Source organism: Pseudomonas simiae (assembly GCF_000934565.1).
GTDB lineage: Bacteria > Pseudomonadota > Gammaproteobacteria > Pseudomonadales > Pseudomonadaceae > Aquipseudomonas > Aquipseudomonas simiae.
Map to the genome: position 1 here is coordinate 2,477,954 of NZ_CP010896.1, position 16,597 is coordinate 2,494,550.

Sequence of the window (16,597 nt, forward strand, 5' to 3'; positions counted from 1 at the left end):
CGGGCTTCTGGATGATTAGCGGTTGGCCAAGGGTTTGGCGGCTTTTTGTACCTGGTCCCACACCCGCAGGAAGTTGCCTCCCCACAGCTTGGCGATATCGGCCTCGGAATAGCCGCGCTGGATCAATTCGGCAGTGACGTTGCGTATCTCGCCGACGTTGTTCCAGCCCTGGATGCCGCCCCCGTCGTTGAAGTCCGAAGACAGGCCGACATGATCGATGCCGATCTTGCGCACGGTGTAGTCGATGGCATCCCCCAGATCCTTGAGGGTGGCCTTGGGTTCCTCGTCGAGGATGCCGTACAGCGCGCTGGCGTACTCGCCGAACCTGTGCTCGGGCCAGGCGGCGATGATTGCGTCGCCCGGCATCAGCGCCACGGCCAGATTAGGCAGGGGCGGCAGGTCGAAGCGTGCGCGCAGGGCGTTGAGCTTGTCCTGGGTCGGCTGGCTCAGGGGACGCAGGTAGGCGGAGAAGCCCACGATCTGCACGACGCCGCCGCTGTTCTTGATCAGTTGCAGCTCTTTGTCGCTCAGGTTGCGCGGGATATCCACGGAGGCGCGCGGCGCCGAATGGGACGCCACCATCGGTGTGCGGCTCAACTGCGCCACTTGCTCCAGGGCCTTGGTCGACATTTGCGACACATCGATGATCACCCCCAGGTCATTGAGGCGGTGCACCGCTTGCTTGCCAATGTCCGACAAGCCGTCAAGGGCGTCGGTGGAATCATTGAAAAACGGCAGCGGCCGCGACGAGTCCGACCAGGCATTGTTGCCCACATAGCTGAAGCCGAACATGCGCATGCCGCGCGCCGCCCACAGGTCCAACTGGTTCAAGTCGTTGCCCAGCGGGTAGGCGTTGAGCATGCTGATGAAGATCGCGAACTTGCCCTCGCCATGCAGGCGCCGGAAGTCATCCGGGGTGTAGGCGATGGCGACCTGGTTGGGGAAGTCACGCACCATGCCGCTGATGATCTTGTAGCGCACTTCCTGTTCGTTGCGCGCGGCTTCGACAAACCCATCGGTGGGTTTGTGCGGGGCGTTGGGACCGTTCCAGATTTCCGGCCAGCCGAAAATGGTCAACGCTGCGCCGGACAAGCGCCCGCGTGCCGCCTTGGCCAGGTCGAACTGACCTTCGCCGTCCTTGTCCGCCTCGTTGCCTGCGGTACCGAAATCCACGGGCACGGTGATATGGCTGTCAAACGACAACAACCTATCCTGCATTTCATCGGCCTGCTTGATCACCGCCAACGGGTAACCGGCATTGCCCTTGAACCAGTGATCCCAGACCAGGAAACCGGCCCCGGCACCGATGGCCAGTGCCAGGGGCAAGCCGATATACAGCGCCTTTTTCGAACGTGGTTTTGTCATTGCCATCTCAGTCAGTTGAGGCCTTCGCTATCAGGGAAGAACGAGTGATGGGTGGGGAAATTTAGGCGGGCAGGGCGCGCCGGTAAATTTCCCCGGCGGGCAAACGTTCTAGCTCTGATAAAGCCGTTTCCTAAGGTAGACAATGACCATCTCTCGACGTGGGTTCATCGCAGGCCTGGCGCTGACAGGCGCGGCTGTGCCGGCCGCCTTCTATGCCCATCGCGAGTTGACGCGCGAAGAAGAATTCCCCATCACCCCCGGCGAAGCCACGGTGGACCTGGCCGACACCGCCGGCCAGCACCTGGCGAACACGCTGCGTGGGGTTTGGGACCTGCGCCTTGAAGGCCGCGACGCCGGCCTCAAAGGGCTGCCACTGCAAGATTTGCAACTGCTGCTCGACATCGCGCCCCGTGGACGCGGTCTGCGGGGGTACCTGGACACCGCCGCCCATCTGCGCGCCGAGGGCGAGCCGCGTTACCGTGTGCTGGGTGACCTGCTGACAGGGGAGAGCGCCGTGCTCTATTGGCGCCTGATCGACCGCGCTTCGGCCGACGGCGCGCCGGCCTATGAATTCAAGATGACCCTTGATGAGGTCTGGGCTGCCTTTGCCAACGCTGGCAGCAGCACCCTCAGTGGGCAGATCCTCGACCTCGACCGGCCGCTGGCTTTAGTTGAGCGCGACAATCGTTTCATTGCCCACAAGCAGTGGTTCCCCGAGGCTCGCCAGCGCATTGGCCTCAATCCGACCCTGCTGGCCTGGCTGATTGCCCCCGAGCACCGTCTGTTTCACCAGCTGTGGCACGCGACCCGCGACCAGTGGCACAAGCTCTCCGAAGAGAAGCGCGATGCCCTGCGCGGCATCGGCTGGCAACCCGGCCCACGCGGCCAGGAACGCGATGCGCGGGGAAAACACAAGGACCGCAACGGCTCGGGGATCGACTTTTTCTTTATGCATCGGCACATGCTCGGCACTGCGCGTTCAATGCAGGATCTGCCCTCGTGGCCGCAATTTCCCGAACCGCAACCGGCCCTGGAGCTGGATCGCCTGGGCTTCCTGCGTTACTTCGACAACCACGATGGCTTCGCGCTGCCGCCCACCTGGTCGGCCCCGGACGATACCGAGTACACCCAGTGGGTCAGCGACATCAAGGCTGCCGAGACCTATCACAGCAACTTCCAGGTCTGGGAGTCCCAATACCGTGACCCACGTTACCTGGCTAAATTCACCCTCGGTCAACTGGGTTCTGAGATGGAGCTGGGTCTGCACGACTGGTTGCACATGCGCTGGGCTTCGGTGCCGCGCGACCCCTCCAACGGCGCCCCCGTGCCCATGGCTCGCGACCCCGCCGACTTCGCTGCGCGCTGGTATGCGGCGGAAAACGATTTCCTCGGCGACCCGTTTTCCTCTCACGTCAACCCGGTGTTCTGGCATTTCCATGGCTGGATCGACGACCGCATCGAGGACTGGTTCCGCGCCCATGAGCGCTTCAATCCGGGCGAAGTCCAGCGCATGGAAGTCAACGGCGTGGCCTGGTTCGCACCGGGCCGTTGGGTGGAAGTCGGCGACCCCTGGCTGGGCCCGGATACCCATGGCTGCAGCACCACGCCGGGGTTGCAGATGGGCCGTTCGATGGAGATGGACCCCGAGACCATGAAGCTCGCGCTGCGCATTACCTTTGGCGAAGACGAACACCTGTTGCAGGGCCTGTTCAAGCGCGTGCCGAGACGACCGTGGTACGCCCGTCACCTGAAATTACCCCCCGCCTGAACCTGTAAGCCGGCAAGCCGAGCCAGGGGCTGGAAGACCGCGTCAATCATGCGGGGGGCCGTTACCGAGCGTCCCCCTGAGATCGACATTCGCATGGCGGCACGGTTGGATGGCGGCGGCGACGGGAAGGGGGGCCAATCCTAGAAAATCGGATTAAAAGCTCGCCAGCTTGGAAGGACGCGTGGCAGTACGGGTGCACTTGGCCAGTGCCTGTTGCACATCCGCCAACAGGTCGGCCACGTCCTCAAGCCCTACCGACAAACGCACCAATCCCTCGCTGATGCCGTGCGCCGCGCGCTCCTGCGGGGTGTAGGTGGAATGGGTCATGCTCGCCGGGTGCTGGGCCAGTGACTCGGCATCACCCAGGCTGACCGCACGGGTAAACAACTTGAGCGCATTCATGAACCGCCGACCGGTTTCGATGCCGCCCTTGAGTTCGAAGGCGATCATGCCTCCGGGCATTTTCATCTGCTGTGTCGCCAGTTCGTACTGCGGGAACGAGCGCAATCCCGGGTACGTCACCGACTGCACGGCCGGGTGTGCCTGCAAGGCTTCGGCCACGGCCTGGGCGTTGCTGCAATGGCGATCCATGCGCAGGGCCAGGGTCTTGAGGCCGCGCATAAGCAGCGAAGCGTCCTGGGGCGACATCACCGCACCGGTCAGGTCCTTGAGGCCTTGCAGGCGAATGCGCTGGGCCAGGGCTTGGTTGCTTACGGCGATGCCCGCCGTGATATCGCCGTGGCCGCTGAGGTACTTGGTGGCCGAGTGCACCACCACGTCGGCGCCCAGCTCGAGGGGGCGTTGCAGATAGGGTGTGCAGTAGGTGTTGTCGACGACCAGGGTGACGTTCGGCTGCTGGTGGGCGAGGGCGGCCACGGCAGCGATATCCACCAGTCGCAGGTTGGGGTTGGCCGGGGTCTCGCAGTAGATCATGCGGGTGGCCGGGGTGAGTGCAGCTTGCAGTGCCGTCAGGTCAGTGAGGTCGACGTGCCGCACCTTGATACCGAATTCGCCGATGCCATGGTGCAGCAGGGCGAAGGTGCAGCCGTACAGGGTCTGGCTGACGATCACTTCATCGCCAGGGCGCAGCAGGGTCCAGAACGTCGCGGCAATCGCGCCCATGCCGGAACTGAACGCCACTGCCGCGTCGCCGTTTTCCAGGGTCGCCATGCGCGACTCCAGCAGCGCCAGGGTCGGGTTGGAAATACGCGTATAGAAGTGCCCACTGGCTTCGCCGGCGAAACAGGCAGCGCCGTATTCGGCGGTGGGAAAAGCAAAGGTGGCAGACAGATAAATCGGCGGAACGAGCGCGCCGTGATGGTCCTTGGGGTCATAACCGTGGTGGATGGCGCGGGTGGAAAAGCCGAATGCATTGTGTTTATTGTTCATGTCGGGCGCTCCTTATTTCCTACAATGCTATGCTCATAATTGAAGATGAACTTTGCGATATTTGCCGCTAATTCCCGCACCACGGGATGAAAATCCGCTAAAAACAACAATCAGAGGCAAGTTATGCCCGTCAGCCTGGATCGTACCGACAAAGCCCTTTTAAACGCGTTGCAAGGGAACGCCCGTCTCACCGTGGCCGAGTTGGCCGACCGCGTATCCTTGACCACCTCGCCATGCTGGCGACGGGTGCGTAACCTGGAAGAGAGTGGGGTGATCAGTGGTTACCAGGCGATCCTCTCGCCCAAGGCCTTGGGGTTTGGGGTGACCGCCTTTGTGAGCATCATGATGGAGAGTCACACCCAGGAAATCGCACGGGCTTTCGAGCAGCGGCTGCTGGAGATACCGGAGATCGTGGCGTGCCATAACGTCTCGGGGCGCTATGACTTTTTGCTGGAAGTGGTGGCCAAAGACCTGGAGTCGTTTGGCGAGTTTGCGCGGGAGGTGTTGCAGACGCTGCCTTGCGTCAAGGAGATTTATTCGAGCTTTTCTTATAAGTCGGTCAGGGCGTTGAGGGTGATTCCGTTGCCGGGGTGATTGGGCAAATCCGTTATTTGGGTAACGGTTTTCGACACACTCCCCACGCCCAAAAATTGGTCACCCATTCTTACCCCAAATTGGATATTCCGCCCCCAAGGCCCGATGACTAACCTAGCCATCAATCCCCGCTGCCCTGGAGCACCCCCATGCAAACCCGTACCGATTTCTACACCGCCTCCCCAGACGCCATGAAAGCTATGCTCGCCCTGGAAGCCGCCGTCGGCAAATTGTCCATCGAACTGCCGCTGCTGGAGCTGGTGCGCCTGCGCGTTTCACAAATCAATGGCTGTGCTTTCTGCCTGGACATGCACACCGCCGATGCCCGCAAAGGTGGCGAGACCGAACGCCGCCTGTACACCGTGTCGGCCTGGCGTGAAACGCCGTTCTTCACCCCGCGTGAACGCGCCGCCCTGGCCTGGGCCGAGAGCTTGACCCTGATCAGCCAGACCCATGCTCCGGATGAGGACTTCAACGCACTGGCCGCCGAATTCAGCCCTCAGGAGCAGGTTGACCTCAGCGTGGCGATCGCCACCATCAACAGTTGGAACCGCTTGGCCGTGGGTTTCCGCAAGATGCCCAAGTAAGCCTTAAAAGTTGACCGACGCACTCAGGCGCGCGTTCAAGGGCGCGCCCTGGAACAGATAGTCATCGCCCATGTACTCGCCCGCGTCGCGCCAGTAGCGCTTGTCGAACAGGTTGTCGACGCTCAGGCGAAATACCGTTTCATAGCCGCTCACCTTGGTGGTGTAGCGGCTGCCTACGTTCACCACGGCGTAATCGCCCACCTCCACATTGCCGCTGCGATTGGCGTACTTCTTGGCGCTGTATTGCACACCGCCCAGTACCGCCAGGCCGTTCACCCACGGCAACGCATAATCCGCATACACACTGGCGCGCAGCTTGGGCACGTTGATCGCTTGGTGGCCCTCATAGTCCGCGGTACCACTACCGGTCACCCGTGCGCGAATCGCCGTCACGCTGGTTGCGATCTGCAGGCGCTCGGTGGCCCAGCCGTTGGCCGACAGTTCCAGCCCGGTGTTTTTCTGCTCGCCCTGTTGCACATAGGTGAAGAGGCCGGCGCCATCCGGCTTGGCGTACTGGTAGGCCTGGCGGGTCTGGAACACCGCGGCGGCAAAGCTGATGCGACGCCAGTCGTATTTCACCCCGGCTTCGATTTGCCGTGAGGTGGTGGGCGCCAGGGTCTCATCAGCGTTGCTGGCGAACCACGGCGCAGTGCCGCCCAGGGACAAACCTTTGCTGTAGCGGGTGTAGAGCGAGATGTTTTCCACGGGCTTGTAGATCAACGACGCTTGCGGCAGGAAGACGTATTGCTGAGTGTGGCGTGTCTGGTTGCCAGTGGTCCCGTCGAAAGCTTTTTCATCCAGGCGTACTTCGCGGCCGCCGAGGAGGGTTTGCCATTGTTCGTTGAGGCGGATGCGGTCGGTGACGAACAGGCCATATTGACGGCTGTCGAGGTTGCGGTGGCTGTCGTTCAGTGGTTTGTCAGTGGGCATGAAGCTCGGTACATCTTCATCGATATTGGCGGTGCCGATGAACTCGTTCACCGATTTGCGCTTGTCGATCACGCGGCGAAAAGCACTGGTGCCGAAGGTCAGTTCATGGCCGATACCGCCGGTGTCGAACAACCCGGTCATGGCCGCCTGCACTTCGTCGTCGCGGCGGGTGTCGTCCGGGCTGCGGTAGTCGTAGACGTCGTAATTGCCTTCAGGGCTGAAGTAGTTGGGCACGCTCGATGAGCTGCAGCTGGTCGACCCATAGCAGCCCCAGGCAAACGAACTGTAGTCATCGATCACCACCTTGCTGCGCGCGGCGCTCACGCTGCCTTTCCATTGATCACTGAAACGGTATTCGAACTTGCCGTTGAGGTTCAGCGAGTCGATGCCCACCTGCCTGGAACCGGTCTGGTGACCCAGCAGTGTTTTCGGCGAGGCATTGTGTGGCACTTCGGTGCCGCCCAACAGCTGGTAGCCCGGCACCGAGCGCTGCTGCTTGTTTTGGTACTCGGCGTCCAGTTGCAATACCGCGTCAGGGCTGATGTTCCAGTCGAAGGCCAGGGACACGAAATCGCGCTGGCCATTGGCGTGCTCAACATAGGCGTTGAGGTCTTCATGGGCCACGTTGGCACGCAGGCCGAACTGTTGCTCACTGCCGAACCAGCCGCCGACATCGGTGGCCACATAGCCGCTGCCACGGTCGTCGGTGGAGACGGTCACCGAACGCACGTCTTCCGGGCGCTTGGTGACGTAATTGATCACGCCGCTTGGTTCCGAGATACCGCTTTGCAGGCCCGCCAGGCCCTTGAGCACTTCCACCTGCTGCTTGTTTTCCAGGGCGACGTTCTGTTCGCCGGTGATGGTGCGCCCATTGATCTTGTAGCTGCTCGCCGCATTCAGCGAAAAGCCGCGCACCACGAAGTTTTCGTAGTAGCCGATGGGCGCATAACTGTCACCCACCGAAGCGTCGTTGCGCAGCACTTCACTGAGCAGGCGCGCCTGCTGGTCCTTGATCAGCGCGGCGTTGATCACCGTGATCGAAGCCGGGGTGTCGAGCAGTGGTGCGTCATCGAAGCCGCCCACCGAGGCGGTTTCACTGCGGTAACCGGATTCATCCTGGCCCTGGACGTTAACTGCCGGCAGTTCGATTTCCGCCGCCAGGCTGCTGCCAATGCCACCACTGAGCAGCAGGCCGAGGGCGAAACGTGAGGAGACGACGGGACGAAAACGCAAAACCATGGGGGCAGGGCCTTAAAGCGCGGGGCGGGGGGCGCATAAGCTAGGCATAAGTGCGCACTTTTACAAGTTTTCGAGAATGACTCGCGGCTTGAGACGCTTCGTCTCAAGCCGCACACCCATCAGCCCGCGCCTCGACACGCCTTGCTGGACCTGCGATAGACAAGGCTTCCCTCATCATCGCAGGAGAACATCATGGCAATTACTGGAAAAGTCGCGCTGGTCACCGGCGCCGGTCAAGGCATTGGCCGGGCTATCGCCTTGCGCTTGGCACAGGACGGTGCCGACATCGCCCTGGTGGACATCAATGGCGCCAGGCTCGAAGCCGTGGCCAGCGAAGTCGTGGCGCTGGGCCGCCAGGCTTCGGTGTTCGTCGCCGATGTGTCCAAGCGCGAGCAGGTGGTGGCAGCGGTAGAGCACGCGCACCAGACCCTGGGTGGCTTCGACATCATCGTCAACAACGCCGGGGTCGCGCAGATCGACTCACTGCTGGAGGTCAGCCCGGAACAGGTCGAGCGCACCCTGGGTATCAACGTACAGGGCGTGCTGTGGGGTATCCAGGCGGCCGGCAAGAAGTTCAAGGCGCTCAAGCAGAAGGGCAAGATCATCAACGCCTGTTCCATTGCCGGCCACGAAGGCTTTGCGTTACTGGGTGTGTACTCGGCCACCAAGTTCGCCGTGCGCGCCTTGACCCAGGCCGCGGCCAAGGAGCTGGCGAGCGCCGGGATCACGGTCAACGCTTATTGCCCGGGTGTAGTGGGCACCGATATGTGGGTCGAGATCGACAAGCGCATGGCCGAAATCACCGGCGCTGATGTGGGCGCGACCTACAAGAAGTATGTGGATGGCATTGCCCTGGGCCGTGCAGAAACGCCGGAGGACGTGGCAGGGTTGGTCTCGTACCTGGCAGGGCCGGACTCCGACTACATGACCGGCCAATCGCCGCTGATCGATGGCGGCCTGGTCTACCGCTGACCCTCCATCTCCCCCGTAGGGGCCGGCAAGCCGGCTCCTACGGTGTGGGTCAGTGCCGCGGTTTGCCGGGCATGTCGATGCCCAGTTGGTTGACGCGGCGGTACAGCGTCGCACGGGAAATTCCCAGCGCCTGGGCCGTTGGCAACGGCTTCCAGCGATGACGAATCAACGCATCCAGCACCACCTGGCGTTCCGGGCTCGCGCGATCTTCCGTCGGTGCCGCAACCTGTTCCCCACGCACTTCCACCGGCAAATCCGCCACCTGAACCGTACCGCCCTCACACACTGCACAGGCGTACGCCAGCACATGCCGCAGTTGCCGCACATTGCCGGGCCAGGCGTAACCCAGTAGCAGTTGCAACGCCGAAGGGGCGATGCCGACCGAGACCCTGCTGTTGCGTGCTTCCTGTTCCAGCAGCCGATTGATCAGGGCCAGCTTGTCGGTCCGTTCGCGCAACGGTGGCAGGCAGAAGCGTGCGCAACCCAGGCGAAAGAACAGGTCTTCGCGAAACCGGCCTTCACTGACCAGTACCGACAAATCACGGTGGCTGGCACAGATCACATGGATATCCACTGCACGGGTTTTCGCTGCGCCCAATGGCGCCACTTCACCCTCGGCCATCACCCGCAACAGGCGCGTCTGCAAGGCCAGCGGCATGTCGCCGATCTCATCGAGGAACAGCGTGCCGCCGTCGGCCTGCACCAACAGCCCCGGCATGCCTTTGCTGGACGCGCCGGTAAAGGCCCCGGCCACATAGCCGAACAGCTCGCTTTCAATCAGGTTTTCCGGGATCGCCGCGCAGTTCACCGCCACGAACGGCCCCGTGTGACGGGCGCTGCGCTCATGCAGCTGGCGGGCAAACACCTCCTTGCCCGCACCGGTTTCGCCTTGCACCAGCACTGGCAGGTTACGGTTCTTGACTCGCAGGGCCAGGCGCAGATGCTCCTCCACGCGCGCATCGACCAGCGGGATCACCGCCGCACGCGCCGGTTTGCGTCGCGGGGCATTGACGCGTACGTGCAGGACCCCCGGCTCCCCCAACCATGGCAACTGCTGGGTGGCATCGTGGGTCACGGCGCGCAAGGCGTCCAAGTCGAATACTTCACCGATATGCTCCGGCACCTGGCCAAAGCGCCGGCGCAGAGCCTGGCGCGCCTTGCTGTTCAGGGCATGCAGGCGGCCGTCCTGGTCCCAGGCCAGCAGCAGGTCGGGCTGGCTGTCCACGTAGCCCGGTGTGCTGTGGGCCTGCAGCACCCAGTGCTGGCGGGCGCTGTGCATGAAAAAAGCGTTTTCGATGGCCTGGGCGCTCTGGGCTACCATCTGGCGCACCAAGTGCTGGCTGCGGCGGTCATCCGGGGATTTGAGTGCCGAGGCATCCATTACCCCTAACAGATTGCCTTGAGGGTCGAAGATCGGCGCGGCGGAGCAGGTAAGGCCGATGAAGGCTGCGCGGAAGTGGTCGCGCTTGTGCACCGTCACCGCTGATTGGCTGGTGAGCACCGTGGCCACGCCGCAAGTGCCTTCTTCGGCTTCCGACCAACAGGTGCCGAGGTACAGGCCGGCCTTGCGGCAGTCGTTGCGGATCGAGGTGTCCACGCGATGGTCGATGGTCTGGCCCTGGGCGTCGGTCAGCATCACGCAGTAATCGGCATGCCGCACGCGGTGGTGCAGTTGCCCGACTTCTTCGCTGGCAATGCGCATGAACAGGTCTGCGCGCTCGCGGCACTCCCTGAGCAATGGTTCGCTGAGGATGCGCGGCCCCTGCAGGGAACCGGGGTCCAGGTGATGTTGCTCCATGGAGCGTCGCCACGAATCGAAAATCAGCGACGGCACCGGAGCCTGGGGCAGGCGATCGGCGTTGCGAACCACACGACTGACGCAGTCGACGTGTTCTCTGGAGTGCGCGGCGAGCATAAAGCCTCCGGTTCTCGATCTTTGTTGTTATGCCCGTTATTAAGCGCGCATGCGTCGGGTCGGACAAGCGCGGGCTGACCAACTGCCCAGGATGAGACGCAGCGTCTCAAACCGCCCGAGACGCGGCCCGCACGTTGCAATGCCGCGTCTCATTCTGCGCTGGCTTGTCTTAGCGGCACAACCGTAAGGAACTGCTCTGGATCAAGGCTTTGCCAGGTTTTTGCTGGCCTTGGCACAGGCTGTGCTGAAGGACTTGTAGCTGGCCGCAGCCAGCCTTTTGTGCGTCGAGACAACCTGGAGAACAACAAGATGTCCACTCACCTGTCCACCGATCAATTGCTGCATGCCTACACCGTGATGCGCACTATCCGTGATTTCGAAGAACGCCTGCATGTGGAATTCGCCACCGGCGAGATCCCCGGTTTCGTGCACCTGTACGCCGGCCAGGAAGCCAGCGCCGCCGGGGTCATGGCTCACCTCAATGATGAAGATTGCATTGCTTCCAACCACCGCGGCCACGGCCATTGCATCGCCAAGGGCGTGGATGTGTTTGGCATGATGGCCGAGATCTACGGCAAGAAAACCGGCGTATGCGGCGGCAAGGGCGGCTCCATGCACATTGCCGACCAGGAGAAGGGCATGCTCGGTGCCAACGGCATTGTCGGCGCCGGCGCACCGTTGGCGGCCGGCGCGGCGCTGGCCTCCAAGCTCAAAGGCAGCCAGGGCGTGGCCGTGGCGTTTTTTGGCGACGGTGGTTCCAACGAAGGCGCGGTGTTCGAGGCGATGAACCTGGCCTCGATCATGAAACTGCCGTGCCTGTTCGTTGCGGAAAACAACGGCTATGCCGAGGCCACCGGTTCCGGTTGGTCGGTGGCGTGCAAGGACATCGCCGAACGGGCCATGGGCTTTGGCATGCCGGGAGTGATCGTCGACGGCAATGATTTCTTCGCCGTGCACGCAGCGCTTGGCGTCGCCGTGGAGCGTGCGCGCAAGGGCGACGGGCCAACGTTGGTGGAAGTGAAGTTAAGCCGCTTCTACGGCCACTTCGAAGGCGATGCACAAACCTATCGCGGCCCCGACGAAGTGAAAAACCTGCGGGAAAACGCGGACTGCCTGGCGCTGTTTCGTCAGCGTTGCAGCGCCGAAGGCTGGCTCGATGCGGCGCAATTCGAGCGCATTGATGGCGAGGTCGCGCAGTTGATCGAGGACGCCGTGCGCCTGGCCAAGTCCGACCCCAAACCCCAGGCCGCCGACCTGCTCAGCGACGTCTACGTCGCGTATCCCTAATAACAACAATAGGTGGAGAGAATCTTATGGCTCGCAAAATCAGCTATCAGCAGGCAATCAACGAAGCCCTGGCCCAGGAAATGCGCCGCGACAAAAGCGTGTTCATTATTGGCCAGGATGTGTCCGGCGGCACCGGCTCACCTGGCGAGCAGGATGCCTGGGGCGGCGTGCTCGGCGTGACCAAGGGTCTGTACCCGGAGTTTCCCGAGCGCGTACTCGATGCGCCGTTGTCCGAAGTCGGCTACGTGGGCATGGCGGTCGGTGCTGCCACCCGTGGCATGCGCCCGGTGTGCGAATTGATGTTCGTCGATTTTATCGGCTGCTGCCTCGACCAGTTACTCAACCAGGCCGCCAAGTTCCGCTACATGTTCGGCGGCAAGACCACAACGCCGCTGGTGATTCGCGCCATGTACGGCGCCGGCCTGCGTGCGGCGGCCCAGCATTCGCAGATGCTCACTTCAATGTGGACCCACATTCCCGGCCTCAAGGTGGTGTGCCCGGCCACGCCGTATGATGCCAAGGGCATGCTGATCCAGGCGATCCGCGACAACGATCCGGTGATTTTCCTTGAGCACAAGATGCTTTACAGCCTGCAGGGCGAGGTGCCCGAAGAGCTGTACACCGTGCCTTTCGGTGAGGCCAACTTTGTTCGCGAAGGCAAGGATGTGACCCTGGTGACTTACGGGCGCATGGTGCATATCGCCCTGGAGGCCGCCGCCCAGCTGGCACGACAAGGCATCGACTGTGAGGTGCTGGACCTGCGCACCACCAGCCCGCTGGATCAAGACAGCATCCTTGAAAGTGTGGAAAAGACGGGCCGCTTGGTGGTGATCGACGAGTCCAACCCGCGTTGCTCCATGGCCACTGATATCAGTGCGTTGGTCGCCCAGCAGGGCTTTTCGTTCTTGCGCGCGCCGATCCAAATGGTCACCGCGCCGCACACGCCCGTGCCGTTCTCCGATGCACTGGAAGACCTGTACATCCCCAACGCGGCGAAGATCGAGGCCGCCGTGCTGAAGATCGCCGACAAGAGGACCGCCGCATGATCCATACCTTGACCATGCCCAAGTGGGGGCTATCGATGACCGAGGGCCGTATTGATGTCTGGCTCAAGCAACCCGGCGACCGGGTAGAGAAGGGTGAGGAAGTGCTGGACGTGGAGACCGACAAGATCTCCAGCAGCGTCGAGGCGCCGTTCACTGGCGTGCTGCGCCGTGTGCTGGCGCTGAGTGACGAGACGCTGCCGGTGGGCGCATTGCTGGGGATTGTGGTAGAGGGCGAGGCCACCGAGGCAGAAATCGATGCGGTCATCGAACATTTCAACGCCGGGTTTGTTTCCAGCACCGCCGAAGCAGAGGCCTCGGGGCCCAGTGCGCAGAAGGTTGAAATAGGCGGGCGTTTGTTGCGCTATCTCGACTTGGGCGAGGGTGGCATTCCGTTGGTGCTGGTTCATGGATTCGGTGGCGACCTGAACAACTGGCTGTTCAACCAACCGGCATTGGCCGCCGAACGCCGGGTGGTCGCCCTTGACCTGCCAGCCCATGGTGAGTCGGGCAAGCAGCTGCAACGCGGCGATGCTGATGAGCTGAGCCAAGCGGTGTTGGACCTGCTTGATCATCTAAAGCTAGACCGCGTGCACCTGGCCGGCCACTCCATGGGCGGGCTGGTCGTGCTGACCGTTGCCGACCGGGCGCCCCAGCGCGTCGCCTCACTGACCCTGATCGCCAGCGCCGGTCTGGGCATGGACATCAACGGTGATTACCTGCAAGGGTTTGCCGAGGCCAACAACCGCAATGCGCTCAAGCCGCAATTGATCCAACTGTTCAGCGATCCCGCGCTGGTGACGCGGCAGATGCTGGAGGACATGCTCAAGTTCAAGCGGTTGGAAGGAGTCGACCCGGCATTGCGGCAGCTCACTGCCGCGTTGTTCGAAGGCGGACGACAGAGGTTGGACAGGCGTCATGTGGTGGGCCGACAGCCGAGCCTGGTAATCTGGGGCAGCGACGATGCAATCATCCCGGCCAGTCACGCCGAGGGGTTGGACGCCCAAGTGGAGATCTTGCCGGGACAGGGCCATATGGTGCAGATGGAGGCGGCGGAGCGGGTCAACCACTTAATTGGCACTTTCCTGAAATAGCGCCTGCAGTCAGGCGTGACGCTTCAGGGTCTCGCTGGGCAACTCCTTGAACAGGGCGCGGTAGCTGTTGGAGAACCTTCCCAAGTGCCAGAACGACCAATTCATCGCCACTTCAGCGACGGTGGTCTCACGGGTCTGCAACAACTCCCGCCGCGCCCCATTCAACCGGCGCAGCCGCAACCACTGCGCCGGGCTCATCCCGGTGTAGGTCTTGAACCCCTGTTGCAACTGACGCAATGGCACGCCGGCAATCCGCGCCAGTTCCAACACGTTGACGATCTCATCCGGAGCATCCGCCGCCCATTCGCCGATGCGCGCCATCAGTCGCCGTTCTTCGCTGCGCCGCTGCAACGAGTGGCGGTCCAGGCATACGCAGGCGTTGTCGAGGATGAACAGGCAGTCTTCCAGCAATTGCTGGGTGAGGGCATCGCGGCTGGCGGGGTCGATTGCTGTGGACAGGCGGGTGAGGGTGCCACTCAGCCAACGGCTGAACAGTCCATTCTGCTGGCAGGTCAGCGGCGCCATGAACAGGCCTTCAAGTTTCGCCACATCCAGCCCATGGCGTTGCACGAATTGCGGCCCGAACACCACCGCCACTTCACGGTAGTTTTCCGGGGTGATCCAGGTGTTGTGGCTTTCACCGTTCAGCAGGTACAGCGCGTTGTCACTGCCGTCGAAACAGAAGGCCAGCGAGCCTGGCGGTGCGTTGAAATGCTGCTCCACGCGGGTGTTCATGCACTCTTCGTACACCTGCACACCTTGCAGGTCCAGGTAGCGGATTCGCCCGGCGAAATGCCCTGGGGACATCTGCTGGTACTGCTGCACCCAACCGGGTGTCGCACTGCATTGAGCCGCCACATCACCGGTGGTGAAGGCCTGTACGCGCAAAGCTGTTGCCTGTGTCATGGGTAACCTGGGCGCACTCTATTGGTGCGTTGTGGTTCGTGCAAAGTGGATAGATGCCGCAGGGGCGGCGGCATCAAGATAGACCTCAATGCGCCAGGAGTACAAGCCGGCGCATGCACCCAACCCATGACGAGGTCCTTATGAACGCCCCCTTCGATCAGCTGTCCGCCTGGCTGAAAGAACACAAGATTACCGAAGTCGAATGCGTGATCAGTGATTTGACTGGCATCGCACGCGGCAAGATTGCGCCCACCAACAAGTTCCTGCATGAGCGAGGCATGCGCCTGCCGGAAAGTGTGTTGCTGCAAACGGTAACCGGGGACTTTGTCGACGACGATGTCTACTACGACCTGCTCGACCCGGCTGACATCGACATGATCTGCCGTCCGGTGTCCCACGCCACCTATGTGGTGCCGTGGGCCATCGAGCCTACCGCGATCGTCATCCACGACACCTTCGACAAACAGGGCAACCCCATCGAACTGTCGCCGCGCAACGTGCTGAAGAAAGTCCTGCAGCTCTACACCGACCAGGGTTGGCAGCCGATCGTCGCGCCGGAAATGGAGTTCTACCTGACCCAGCGCTGCGAAGACCCGGACCTGCCGCTGAAAACCCCGATTGGCCGCTCCGGTCGCGCCGAGACCGGTCGCCAGTCGTTTTCCATCGACGCCGCCAACGAATTCGACCCACTGTTCGAAGACGTCTACGACTGGTGCGAAGCCCAGGGCCTGGACCTCGACACGCTGATCCACGAAGACGGCCCGGCGCAGATGGAAATCAACTTCCGCCACGGCGACGCCCTCGACCTGGCCGACCAAATCACCGTGTTCAAGCGCACCCTGCGCGAGGCCGCGCTCAAGCACAACGTGGCCGCCACGTTCATGGCCAAGCCGGTGGCCGACGAGCCTGGCAGCGCCATGCACCTGCACCAGAGCGTGGTCGACATCGCCACCGGCAAACCGGTGTTCGTCGATGCCGACGGCAAGATGAGCCAGCTTTTCCTGCACCACATCGGCGGCTTGCAGAAGTACATCCCCAAGCTGTTGCCGATGTTTGCGCCCAACGTGAACTCGTTCCGCCGCTTCCTGCCGGACACCTCGGCGCCGGTCAATGTCGAATGGGGCGAAGAAAACCGCACCGTTGGCCTGCGTGTGCCCACCTCCAGTCCCGACGCCATGCGCGTGGAAAACCGCTTGCCCGGCGCCGATGCCAATCCCTACCTGGCGATAGCGGCTAGTCTGCTGTGTGGCTACCTCGGGATGATCGAACAGATCGAGCCCAGCGCGCCGGTGGAGGGCCGCGCCTACGAGCGCCGTAACCTGCGCCTGCCGTTCACCCTCGAAGATGCGCTGGCACGCATGGAGGATTGCGCCACGGTCAAGCAGTACCTGGGCGACAAGTTCGTGCGCGGCTACGTCGCGGTCAAGCGCGCCGAGCACGAGAATTTCAAACGGGTGATCAGTTCCTGGGAGCGCGAGTTCCTGCTGTTGAGCGTCTAAAAAAACCAA

General features: G+C 62.4%; 13 protein-coding genes. 8 read left to right on the forward strand and 5 right to left on the reverse strand.

From position 1 onward, the window contains the following. Positions 1 to 15 precede the first annotated feature (15 nt). The gene (pvdM, locus tag PF1751_RS11175; RefSeq protein WP_010211053.1) at positions 16 to 1,365 is read right to left on the reverse strand and encodes a pyoverdine-tailoring dipeptidase-like protein PvdM; all 1,350 of its coding nucleotides are present in this window, start codon (positions 1,363 to 1,365) and stop codon (positions 16 to 18) included. 142 nt (positions 1,366 to 1,507) lie between these two features. Between pvdM and pvdP the strand changes: the two genes are divergently transcribed. Then, the gene (gene pvdP, locus PF1751_RS11180; RefSeq protein ID WP_042572044.1) at positions 1,508 to 3,133 is read left to right on the forward strand and encodes a pyoverdine maturation tyrosinase PvdP; all 1,626 of its coding nucleotides are present in this window, start codon (positions 1,508 to 1,510) and stop codon (positions 3,131 to 3,133) included. 153 nt (positions 3,134 to 3,286) lie between these two features. Here pvdP and PF1751_RS11185 read toward each other — a convergent pair whose 3' ends face one another. Then, a complete protein-coding gene (locus PF1751_RS11185) occupies positions 3,287 to 4,522 on the reverse strand; it encodes a methionine gamma-lyase (protein WP_010211051.1) in 1,236 nt (411 codons plus the stop codon). A gap of 123 nt (positions 4,523 to 4,645) precedes the next feature. On the opposite strand from PF1751_RS11185, the gene PF1751_RS11190 reads away from it, so the two are divergent. Together PF1751_RS11190 and PF1751_RS11195 are read left to right on the forward strand one after the other, a co-directional pair. Continuing rightward, positions 4,646 to 5,116, forward strand: coding sequence for an Lrp/AsnC family transcriptional regulator (locus PF1751_RS11190; protein WP_010211050.1), 471 nt, complete (start codon positions 4,646 to 4,648; stop codon positions 5,114 to 5,116). 149 nt (positions 5,117 to 5,265) lie between these two features. Next, positions 5,266 to 5,703: a carboxymuconolactone decarboxylase family protein gene (locus PF1751_RS11195; RefSeq protein WP_021491739.1), complete on the forward strand. Its 438-nt coding sequence runs from the start codon at positions 5,266 to 5,268 to the stop codon at positions 5,701 to 5,703. A 3-nt stretch (positions 5,704 to 5,706) separates the two neighbouring features. Here the strand turns inward: PF1751_RS11195 and PF1751_RS11200 are convergent, their stop codons facing one another. Further along, the gene (locus PF1751_RS11200) at positions 5,707 to 7,872 is read right to left on the reverse strand and encodes a TonB-dependent siderophore receptor (RefSeq protein WP_044287026.1); all 2,166 of its coding nucleotides are present in this window, start codon (positions 7,870 to 7,872) and stop codon (positions 5,707 to 5,709) included. A gap of 192 nt (positions 7,873 to 8,064) precedes the next feature. Here PF1751_RS11200 and PF1751_RS11205 point away from each other — a divergent pair, with 192 nt between their 5' ends. Further along, positions 8,065 to 8,844: an acetoin reductase gene (locus PF1751_RS11205; RefSeq protein WP_010211047.1), complete on the forward strand. Its 780-nt coding sequence runs from the start codon at positions 8,065 to 8,067 to the stop codon at positions 8,842 to 8,844. Between the two features lie 49 nt (positions 8,845 to 8,893). Here PF1751_RS11205 and PF1751_RS11210 read toward each other — a convergent pair whose 3' ends face one another. Next, positions 8,894 to 10,759: a sigma-54-dependent Fis family transcriptional regulator gene (locus PF1751_RS11210; protein ID WP_044287027.1), complete on the reverse strand. Its 1,866-nt coding sequence runs from the start codon at positions 10,757 to 10,759 to the stop codon at positions 8,894 to 8,896. 309 nt (positions 10,760 to 11,068) lie between these two features. Here PF1751_RS11210 and PF1751_RS11215 point away from each other — a divergent pair, with 309 nt between their 5' ends. From PF1751_RS11215 to PF1751_RS11225, 3 genes are read left to right on the forward strand one after another with little or no spacing between them, the layout of a single operon-like run. Continuing rightward, positions 11,069 to 12,046 carry a thiamine pyrophosphate-dependent dehydrogenase E1 component subunit alpha gene (locus PF1751_RS11215; protein WP_021491736.1) on the forward strand — a complete coding sequence of 326 codons (978 nt, stop codon included), beginning with the start codon at positions 11,069 to 11,071 and terminating at the stop codon, positions 12,044 to 12,046. A gap of 26 nt (positions 12,047 to 12,072) precedes the next feature. Continuing rightward, positions 12,073 to 13,092 carry an alpha-ketoacid dehydrogenase subunit beta gene (locus PF1751_RS11220; protein WP_044287028.1) on the forward strand — a complete coding sequence of 340 codons (1,020 nt, stop codon included), beginning with the start codon at positions 12,073 to 12,075 and terminating at the stop codon, positions 13,090 to 13,092. Further along, positions 13,089 to 14,183, forward strand: coding sequence for an acetoin dehydrogenase dihydrolipoyllysine-residue acetyltransferase subunit (locus tag PF1751_RS11225; protein WP_021491735.1), 1,095 nt, complete (start codon positions 13,089 to 13,091; stop codon positions 14,181 to 14,183). The genes PF1751_RS11220 and PF1751_RS11225 overlap by 4 nt, the downstream gene beginning before the upstream one ends. Positions 14,184 to 14,192: 9 nt before the next feature. On the opposite strand, the gene PF1751_RS11230 is transcribed toward PF1751_RS11225, so the two are convergent. After that, on the reverse strand, positions 14,193 to 15,089 hold the full coding sequence (locus PF1751_RS11230) for a helix-turn-helix domain-containing protein (RefSeq protein ID WP_031290720.1): 897 nt from the start codon (positions 15,087 to 15,089) through the stop codon (positions 14,193 to 14,195). Positions 15,090 to 15,229: 140 nt separating this feature from the next. Here PF1751_RS11230 and PF1751_RS11235 point away from each other — a divergent pair, with 140 nt between their 5' ends. After that, on the forward strand, positions 15,230 to 16,588 hold the full coding sequence (locus PF1751_RS11235) for a glutamine synthetase family protein (protein ID WP_010211038.1): 1,359 nt from the start codon (positions 15,230 to 15,232) through the stop codon (positions 16,586 to 16,588). Positions 16,589 to 16,597: the final 9 nt, after the last annotated feature.

Excerpts from the sequence above, each read along its gene's own strand:
- PF1751_RS11185 (WP_010211051.1), bottom strand. The coding sequence starts at position 4,522 with ATGAACAATAAACACAATGCATTCGGCTTTTCCACCCGCGCCATCCAC.
- PF1751_RS11220 (WP_044287028.1), top strand. The coding sequence starts at position 12,073 with ATGGCTCGCAAAATCAGCTATCAGCAGGCAATCAACGAAGCCCTGGCC.
- PF1751_RS11210 (WP_044287027.1), bottom strand. The coding sequence starts at position 10,759 with ATGCTCGCCGCGCACTCCAGAGAACACGTCGACTGCGTCAGTCGTGTG.
- PF1751_RS11215 (WP_021491736.1), top strand. The coding sequence starts at position 11,069 with ATGTCCACTCACCTGTCCACCGATCAATTGCTGCATGCCTACACCGTG.
- PF1751_RS11235 (WP_010211038.1), top strand. The coding sequence starts at position 15,230 with ATGAACGCCCCCTTCGATCAGCTGTCCGCCTGGCTGAAAGAACACAAG.
- PF1751_RS11200 (WP_044287026.1), bottom strand. The coding sequence starts at position 7,872 with ATGGTTTTGCGTTTTCGTCCCGTCGTCTCCTCACGTTTCGCCCTCGGC.
- PF1751_RS11205 (WP_010211047.1), top strand. The coding sequence starts at position 8,065 with ATGGCAATTACTGGAAAAGTCGCGCTGGTCACCGGCGCCGGTCAAGGC.
- PF1751_RS11190 (WP_010211050.1), top strand. The coding sequence starts at position 4,646 with ATGCCCGTCAGCCTGGATCGTACCGACAAAGCCCTTTTAAACGCGTTG.
- PF1751_RS11225 (WP_021491735.1), top strand. The coding sequence starts at position 13,089 with ATGATCCATACCTTGACCATGCCCAAGTGGGGGCTATCGATGACCGAG.
- PF1751_RS11230 (WP_031290720.1), bottom strand. The coding sequence starts at position 15,089 with ATGACACAGGCAACAGCTTTGCGCGTACAGGCCTTCACCACCGGTGAT.
- PF1751_RS11195 (WP_021491739.1), top strand. The coding sequence starts at position 5,266 with ATGCAAACCCGTACCGATTTCTACACCGCCTCCCCAGACGCCATGAAA.
- pvdP (WP_042572044.1), top strand. The coding sequence starts at position 1,508 with ATGACCATCTCTCGACGTGGGTTCATCGCAGGCCTGGCGCTGACAGGC.
- pvdM (WP_010211053.1), bottom strand. The coding sequence starts at position 1,365 with ATGACAAAACCACGTTCGAAAAAGGCGCTGTATATCGGCTTGCCCCTG.